The sequence below is a fragment of the Herpetosiphonaceae bacterium genome (assembly GCA_036374795.1).
In the GTDB taxonomy this organism is placed as follows: domain Bacteria; phylum Chloroflexota; class Chloroflexia; order Chloroflexales; family Kallotenuaceae; genus LB3-1.
In genome coordinates, this window is sequence record DASUTC010000086.1 from 24,830 (window position 1) to 32,336 (window position 7,507).

The window sequence follows — 7,507 nt, forward strand, 5'->3', positions numbered from 1 at the left end:
ACAAGCAACGACACCAGAATTGGGTATGATAGCGGTGCTGAATCCCATCACGCCAAACTCAGGTGTCCGATGCACTCTACCACCTTGCCGTTCACCCTGCCATTACCCGCTGACCTGCCGTGTGTCGTTGATCTCCGTGCGCTCGCAGCGCATCTCGCCAGCTTGGTCGATCACCGTGACCCGCGCGGCGTGCGCTATCCGTTGGCACCCTTGCTCACCCTGGCCGTCTGTGCCAAGCTTGCCGGGCATCGTCGCATCACCGCCCTGGCCGATTGGGCGCGTCTGCGAGCCCGTGACCTTGCCGACCTCTTTGGCCTGGCCCGCGCGACCCTGCCGCATCCCACGACCTGGAGTCGTCTGTTTGCCGAGGCCGTTGACGTGCCGGCGTTGGAAGATGCCCTCGGCAGTTTCTTTCGCACGACCACGGTTTCGGCAGAGGTTCCGGCACGTGGCAGTCGCATTCTGGCAGTGGATGGCAAACCATTACGTGGCACGATTCCTAGTGGTCACACGACCGGCGTCCATTTAGTCGCCGCGTATCTCCCCGACACCGGGGTGGTCTTGGCCCAGTTGGCCGTGGACCGCAAAGCGAATGCAATCGTCGTGGTGCCGACGCTGCTTGCCCACCTTGATCTCACCGGCATGGTTGTGGTCGGCGATGCCATGCAGACGCAGCGCCACCTCAGTCTCCAGATTGTGGAAACCGGCGGCGACTACCTCTGGTTCGTCAAAGCCAATCAGCCGACCCTCCACGCCGACATCGAACGCCGCTTCACGCCGTTGCCCGTCCTGCCCGGCACCGCAGAAGCGCCAACGGATTTCACGATGGCACACCAGATAGACAACGCGCATGGGCGGCTGGAAGCGCGGCGGATTACCGTCAGCAGTTGGTTACAGGACGATAGTAACTGGCCGTATCTCGCCCAAGTCTTCAAATGGGAACGCACGGTGGGGCGCGCGGGCAAGGCCGGCACGGAGGTCCGCTATGGCGTCACGAGTTTACCGGCGACGGTGGCAGATGCGGCGCGCTTACTCACGATTGCGCGGACGGAATGGGGCATTGAAAACGGGCTGCATTACCGGCGCGATGTGCGTTTGGCGGAAGATGCCAGCCGCCTGCGCCGGGGACGCGGGCCGCAGGTCATGGCCGCGCTCAATAACGCGGTCATCGGCTTGGTCCTCCAGGCCGGGGAACGCAATCTGGCCGCTAGTCAACGCCGCGTTGCCTATCACTTTGATCGCTGGTTAGCGCAGAAAGCAAAAGCATAAGTGCTGGTATCCGACTTTGCAACTCCCCTGGCTAGGTCGTTCGGTGTGCCTCGCATTCCTCAGCGGTTTGGGCTACAATAGCCACTATGAGAACCTTATCAATACCCTACAGCGACGATTTGCTTGTCGCCACCGGGCAGTCGCCGGAAGACCTCGAACACGATCTGCGGATCTTACTCGCAATCAAGCTCTTTGAAGTGCGGCGGCTATCGCTCGGAAAAGCGGCTGAACTGGCTGGCATCCCCATCCTCAGCTTCCTTAACGAACTGGGCCACAACGGTGTCGCCGTCATTAATCTTGATGACGACCAAATCGAGGACGAGCTTCGTGATGCCTGAGGGGAGTCTGGTCGTCGATAGTGGGCCGCTCATTGCCTTCGCCCGCATTGGGCAGCTTGCCCTCTTGCCACACTTGGGGTCACGGATCGTTATCCCACCTGCGGTATGGCAGGAAGTAACGCTGAGCAACCAGGACGCGCCAGGAGCCCATGAGGTCCGGCAGATCCCGTGGCTGGATAGGCAAGCCCCCGATCCACTACGAGTCGAGCCGCTCACCATCTTGCTTGGGCGCGGCGAGGCAGAAGTGATTGCGTTAGCGCAAACGCTGCCACAGAGCATGGTGGTGCTTGACGACGCACGCGCGCGGCGGGTCGCTGAACGGTTGAGCATGCAGCGCATCGGCACCGTCGGTTTGCTCCGCCGCGCGAAACGGATGGGATTGATCGCCCTGATCCGGCCACACCTCGACGCCTTACAAGCTCAGGGGATCTATATGCGCCAAGCCTTGATCGATGCTGTCCTCAACGATGTTGGAGAAGGCTAACATGCCCACCGACCAAGGTGCTCCCGAGAAACGCTCGTTCGTCCAGGCTCCAGCATCGCCTCGATGATGGATGCACAGCAGGTGTGAGGGGTATCCGAGCTTCGCGGCGCGCCGGCTTAACTGCTGGAGATCCCGTTCCCGGCGTTGGTGCTCATACACGGCGGCGGGGGCTTCCCGATCCGGCTCGCCCTACTTGAGGAGGTGGGCGACGATGCGCGCAATCGTATGCGCCGTGGCCACGATCGCCGGTTGGGGTCCTTTCCGGGAACGCACCGCCCAAACAGAGACCCCTACCGCAATAGCGCTATGAATCACCGATTGGGCCGCCAGGCGGAAGGCGTGGTTCGCCCGCCTGGTCACCTGCAGCGTCCGCGAATGCAACACCTTCCCGCCCGAAATATCATTACCGGGGTGCCAGCCCTCGCCACGAGCAGCAATGCTTCACCATCGGAAACCGCGTCATATCGGTGCCAATCTCACTGAGAATCGCCTGGGCCAGCCAGATCCTCCTCGTACCAATCCGCCGGCCAGCAGCAGGCGATCCCTGATCTGCGACGACCCTGCTCGCGTCACCCTGGTCGCCGAGATCTTCCCTCGGGTCGTGATCACGCTCCCCTCATTGGATTCCTGATTCAAGCGAGCTCAACGGAGGTGTCGTACCCCGGAAGCTCCGTGGCCGCATCCCGCAGGAGGGCGAGCGCGTACTGAGCATAGCCGCCCCAGGGCTCGCCCAGCGCGGCGATCGACCGGGTGCCCACGGCGGTGTTGAAGGCGACCAGGGCCGTCGTCACGGAGCTGGCGACGTTAATCAGCTCCATCACGGCGTCGATCACGGCCTGGTCGACGTGGGCCGACTCACCGTCCGCCGGGGTCGGCGCGTTCGCGTCGTCATCCGCAGCCGCTTCCGCCAGATCGTCGTCACGTCCGATCGCCGTCACCTGGTCGCGGACCGCGCTGCCCTCCCGCTCGGCAGCAAACCGAACCCGGCCGCGCGCCTCGTCGAGTGCCTGGTCCAGCGTGTAGGTGCCCTTGGTCACGGTGCTGGCAATGCGGCGAATTTTCCGCGCCAGCCGCGGGTCCTGCGCCACTTCGCCGATCAGCCGCTGTTGCTGCTCCGGTGCCAGGGTCCCAATGGCGCGCATGGCTGCCGGGCTGAGGTCAAGCACGCGGGCCTGCGCCTGCACGGCGCTATCGAGCGAGAGCAGGCGCATCCGCCGTTTGCGCTGCGCCGGACTCAGATCCAGGCCCAAGCGGTCCAGCACCTGATCCCACGTCACCGCCGGACGGGTCGGCGTGAAGTTGACCGTGGCCAGCAGGGCTCCCAGCTGCGCGAGCGTCTCGGCGGGTGCCTGTTCCTGCCCGAGAATCTCCCGCGCCGCGTCGCCGGTGCCCAGCGCATCGGCGTTGGCGCGGAACCAGGCGATGCGCAGCGCACAGGCTTCATCCAGGGCATCCAGCGCGGCGCGATGGAGGTTCTCGATGAGGCGCAGCTCGTGGGCCTGGGCCGGATCAAGCCGGGGATAGACCAGACAGGCCAGCGTCGCCCAGCCCGCCGCCGTGACCGCGCGCACGCGCCGCTCGCCAGCGATCAGCCGATACTCCCGCTCGCCGAGGTGCTCGACCAGGGGCGGCTGCGCAAGATACGGCTCGGACTCGACGGCCAGGCTGGCAATCAAATCGTCCAGTGCCGTATCCGCAGCTCGCGGATTCTGCGGCGTGGTCCGAATGGCCTGCACGGGCAGCACCTGGAGCGTGGGCCGAACATGGGCATCCGCCGTGCCACGCGCAGCAGCACGGCGAACACCAGATGGGGGGGACGAAGCGCGCATAACATGACAACCTTTTGGAACAGGACCGACGAACGATGATCGATCTACTCCAGACGTGCCTCCAGACCGGCAGACTCCAGGCGGATCACCAATTCCTGCCACATCGGTCGCAGCCACCCCTGGTGCTGCTCGGTCAGATAGGCCGGCCCCACACTATCCAAAACCTTCAGGGCCGCTTCCAAGGCACCAGAGAGCTGGAGCGCCTGATCTTCCGTCCAGCATGCATGACCCGGCGGCGGCGGTGAGCCACGGCCAATCTCGCCCCGGTCGGAGACCAGCGTCTGGCCGTTGCCCTTCGAGAACGGCATCGCCAGTGTCGGATCAGGAACAACGGTCGATCGCTGATCGGCATCCATATCGAGCGGCAGCGCATCATCAGCGCGATCCAGCGTGGCATGGCCGGCTGAGTCGTCGGTGGTTGGAGCATCCAGGGCGTGGGCGAACGTGTCCGGCGACCAGTCACCTGTCCGCGGTGGGTCATCGTCGGCCACCAGCGGTGCGTTCAGCGCCTGCCGGAGCGCCGCGCCGACATCCTCCTGATCCTGCACCTGCGCGATGAGCGCACGCTGCTCATCTGGTGGGCGCTGCGCGAGATCGCGCAAGGTCCGCTGGCTCACGTCGACACCGGCCAGCGCCTCTTGTGCTTCCAGCGAGAGATCCAGGAGGCTCAACAGCCGCTTCCGCTGGTCAGGGGTCATCTGCGCCAGCCCAGTGGCTTGCAACACGGTACTCCAGGGGACGCGCACATGCGCACCGCTTCCCAGGTATGCGTCGCGGCTGGGAAAGCCGGAGAGGTCACAGAGCCGCTCGCGCAGCGCCTCGATTTGCCTGGCAGGACTGCCCGCCGCCGCGACGAGCGCTGCCGTCTGCGTGCCATCGTCGTCAGCGTCGGCTTCAAACGCCGCGATCTGGTGTCCCAGCCAGAGCAACTCCAGCGTCTGGGCCAGCTCCAGGTGCGTCAGGGATTGGTGGAAACCGTTGGTAATGAGCTGGTTCTGCTTGATGGTGAGCCAATCCACCTCGGCGCTCAGGACACACGGGACCTCTCGCAGGCCCGCGGCCTCCGCCGCGCGCTTGCGGCGGGCGCCGTCGACCACGAGATAGCGCCCATGCCCCGCTGGGCGGACGATCAGGGGCTGCTTGATGCCGGCCACGGCCACACTCGCGGTGAGCTCCTGCTGGCGATCGTCGGGAAAGTCCTGGCGCGGCTGGGTCAGATCCTCATCCAGATCCACGAGGGCGATGCGCAGCGGTACGCCAGACGGATGATCCGCCACGACCACGCCACGCTCGGCGCTGGGTGCTGCAGTGTGTTGTTTGGGCATAGCTCATCCTTTGTGCACGGACTGCGTCCGATCCTGGCGTGTCCCTGGCAGTGAACCACCGTCCGAGACAGCGTGCCGCTTGCAGCATAGCGCAGCAGCACCCGGCAGGACGCCCGCTTATCTGCCAAGATCGGCCGGTGATGGCCTACGCTGCGTCCGGGACCGTTGGGGGATTTCAGGGGAAGATTGCGCGTGCAAGGGACGCAAGCACGTTCTGAAACCGCTCACCGGCACGACGCGGCGGCCTGCGGTACCGGATGCGCCAACGCCTGGGCATCGGCCTCCAGATGCCGCCGGAACTGGGTCACGAAGTCGGGACCATGCCAGCGCAGTTGGCCATACGGGTCCGCGAAGCCGAGCCAGCGGAGCTGGCGAAAGGACGTCTCGAACTGGGCCAGCGCCTCGGCGGCGGAACAGAACGCAAAGGGTTGGCGAACAATCAGCGATGCGGGAAGCGCGAGCCGCGGCGGCGGCGTTTCCGCCCGGAGCGGCCAGACGAGCAGGGCGCGGCCGACCCCGCTGCCGAGCGTGCGCGATTGGTACAGCACCACGCCGGGCAGGTGCTCCGTGAGGTAGCCCAGCTCGTAAAATCCGGCCTGGGGATTGCGATAGAAAAAATAGGTGCCGGTGTCTGGCATCGGATACTCCTCAGGATCGACCACCATGATGATGGAGTCGGCAGCTATGAATCAGCGTGGGGGTCTGACCTCCTTCAGCATACCAAGCCACACGCGCGCGACAACGGTGGTAGCTGCCAATTTGGCCACGCCGGGACCAAACGACTCATAGGAGGGAAGTGGATTGAAGCGCGAACCGGGCATGTCGTGCGTGCGTGTCCAAGCACCGCACGCACGCTACGAGGTTCCGGCGTCAATCAGCACAACGGGAGCACTACAAACAGACAGCGTCGCAGTGCGACGCTGTCTGCAGCACGCTTCTCCGAGAGATGGAGCGCGCGAAGCGCTCCACAGCAAGGGCGCGCAATTCAGCGGTCGCCAGGGGCGCTGCCAGCGTGGTGAAGAGGCCGCCGTTGCTCATCTCAGCCAGGCCGGTCATTGCGGGACGCTCGATCGCGTTGGCGGGCGGCCCGACGACGATGCGCGGATCGTCGACATCGTACAGCCGCTCAACGGTTTCAACCTTCAGCTCGCCCACCTCGTCGTCGGTGGCAAAGATCGAGATCTGGTCCTGGTAGAGGTAGGTGACCTGCTGACCAATGAAGAAGTCGAGCGCGATGTGATCCGTCGAGCCGTCATCCGCCGAGATCCAGATCTGGTACTGGCTGGTCGGTGTGCCAGCGATGGTTTTGCTGCCGATGCTGGTGACGGGCGCGTTCGACACATCGACCTGCGGCGCTGGGGTGGGTTCATCAACTGGCAGATCGGGCATCCATGCGACATCCACAGGGATGTTCCGCGTGTTCCTGCGGCAGGTCCGCATCATGGCAGCGGATCAGGGGCGGGAGCGAAGACCTCACCAATACGGCGCTGAACCAGGTACAGCACGATGGCAAGGAGTATCCAAATTTTGAACCCCGCGTTCCCGCTCAGGAAGGCCAGCGTGATCGTAGGCAGGCCAACGCAGATGATCAGGGCCCGTGCCCACGCCTGGCACCCCCAGAACCCCCACGCCAGGAAGAGGGTGAGGGGGATGCTGACCGTCGGCGGGAAGATGGTGGGCGGTGCTCCCGGCAGCGTGCCACCGGCGAGTCTGAGGGACGGCACGAGCACTGAGACGAGGTCTCCCACGGCCACCAGGATGAAGTACAGCACAATCTAGGTCACGCCCAGCGGACGGGGTGTGGACCCGGGCGTTCGCTGGGGTGCGGGGAGCGCTGCCTCCAGGATCGGCAGCAGGGCTGAGCCAGCGGCACTGATCACGCCCAGGCCCAAGATGCCAAACGCGTGCCACGCCGCGTTGTGAAATTCCAGGTAGGTCCCCCACCAGGCCCAGCTCCCCGCGCCGCCTGATCCCGTGAACGATTGCGTCATCATGATCCGATCGATGGCTTCCACGCCATACCACCCACCCGCCAGGCCACACAGCGCCAACCAGACGCGGAGCCGGGGCTGGGTTAGCATGCCCAGGCTGAGGAGGCCCACCATGACGGCGACATAGGCGAGAAAGCCCCACCCCTGAAACCCGAGCAACGCGTGCCAGAACGCCTGACTCCCGAAACCGGCTGGTCCTGGACCGAGCCGGAGCTGTCCCGCCGCCGCGAGTCGCTCGAACGCCTGAGCGCCACTGACCACGGCCACGATC

General features: G+C 65.1%; 9 protein-coding genes. 3 read left to right on the forward strand and 6 right to left on the reverse strand.

Annotation, left to right across the window (positions count from 1 at the left end):
- Nucleotides 1–69 precede the first annotated feature (69 nt).
- From VFZ66_05985 to VFZ66_05995, 3 genes are all read left to right on the forward strand, one after another.
- Complete coding sequence (locus VFZ66_05985; protein HEX6288719.1) at nt 70–1,269, forward strand: ISAs1 family transposase; 1,200 nt, start codon at nt 70–72, stop codon at nt 1,267–1,269.
- An 86-nt stretch (nt 1,270–1,355) separates the two neighbouring features.
- Nucleotides 1,356–1,607 (forward strand): UPF0175 family protein, encoded by a 252-nt coding sequence (locus tag VFZ66_05990; GenBank protein HEX6288720.1) that lies wholly within the window; start codon nt 1,356–1,358, stop codon nt 1,605–1,607.
- On the forward strand, nt 1,570–2,091 hold the full coding sequence (locus VFZ66_05995) for a DUF3368 domain-containing protein (GenBank protein ID HEX6288721.1): 522 nt from the start codon (nt 1,570–1,572) through the stop codon (nt 2,089–2,091). Before VFZ66_05990 ends, VFZ66_05995 begins: the two co-directional genes overlap by 38 nt.
- Nucleotides 2,092–2,723: 632 nt before the next feature.
- Here the strand turns inward: VFZ66_05995 and VFZ66_06000 are convergent.
- The 6 genes from VFZ66_06000 to VFZ66_06025 all read right to left on the reverse strand — a co-directional run bounded on the left by VFZ66_06000 (nt 2,724) and on the right by VFZ66_06025 (nt 7,395).
- The gene (locus VFZ66_06000; protein HEX6288722.1) at nt 2,724–3,827 is read right to left on the reverse strand and encodes a ParB/RepB/Spo0J family partition protein; all 1,104 of its coding nucleotides are present in this window, start codon (nt 3,825–3,827) and stop codon (nt 2,724–2,726) included.
- Between the two features lie 137 nt (nt 3,828–3,964).
- Nucleotides 3,965–5,245, reverse strand: coding sequence for a ParB/RepB/Spo0J family partition protein (locus VFZ66_06005; protein ID HEX6288723.1), 1,281 nt, complete (start codon nt 5,243–5,245; stop codon nt 3,965–3,967).
- A gap of 224 nt (nt 5,246–5,469) precedes the next feature.
- Nucleotides 5,470–5,883, reverse strand: a complete 414-nt coding sequence (locus VFZ66_06010) for a hypothetical protein (protein HEX6288724.1) — start codon at nt 5,881–5,883, stop codon at nt 5,470–5,472.
- 253 nt (nt 5,884–6,136) lie between these two features.
- Nucleotides 6,137–6,649 (reverse strand): hypothetical protein, encoded by a 513-nt coding sequence (locus tag VFZ66_06015; protein HEX6288725.1) that lies wholly within the window; start codon nt 6,647–6,649, stop codon nt 6,137–6,139.
- Between the two features lie 35 nt (nt 6,650–6,684).
- Nucleotides 6,685–7,017: a hypothetical protein gene (locus tag VFZ66_06020; GenBank protein HEX6288726.1), complete on the reverse strand. Its 333-nt coding sequence runs from the start codon at nt 7,015–7,017 to the stop codon at nt 6,685–6,687.
- 3 nt (nt 7,018–7,020) lie between these two features.
- Nucleotides 7,021–7,395 carry a hypothetical protein gene (locus VFZ66_06025; GenBank protein ID HEX6288727.1) on the reverse strand — a complete coding sequence of 125 codons (375 nt, stop codon included), beginning with the start codon at nt 7,393–7,395 and terminating at the stop codon, nt 7,021–7,023.
- Between the last annotated feature and the right edge of the window lie 112 nt (nt 7,396–7,507).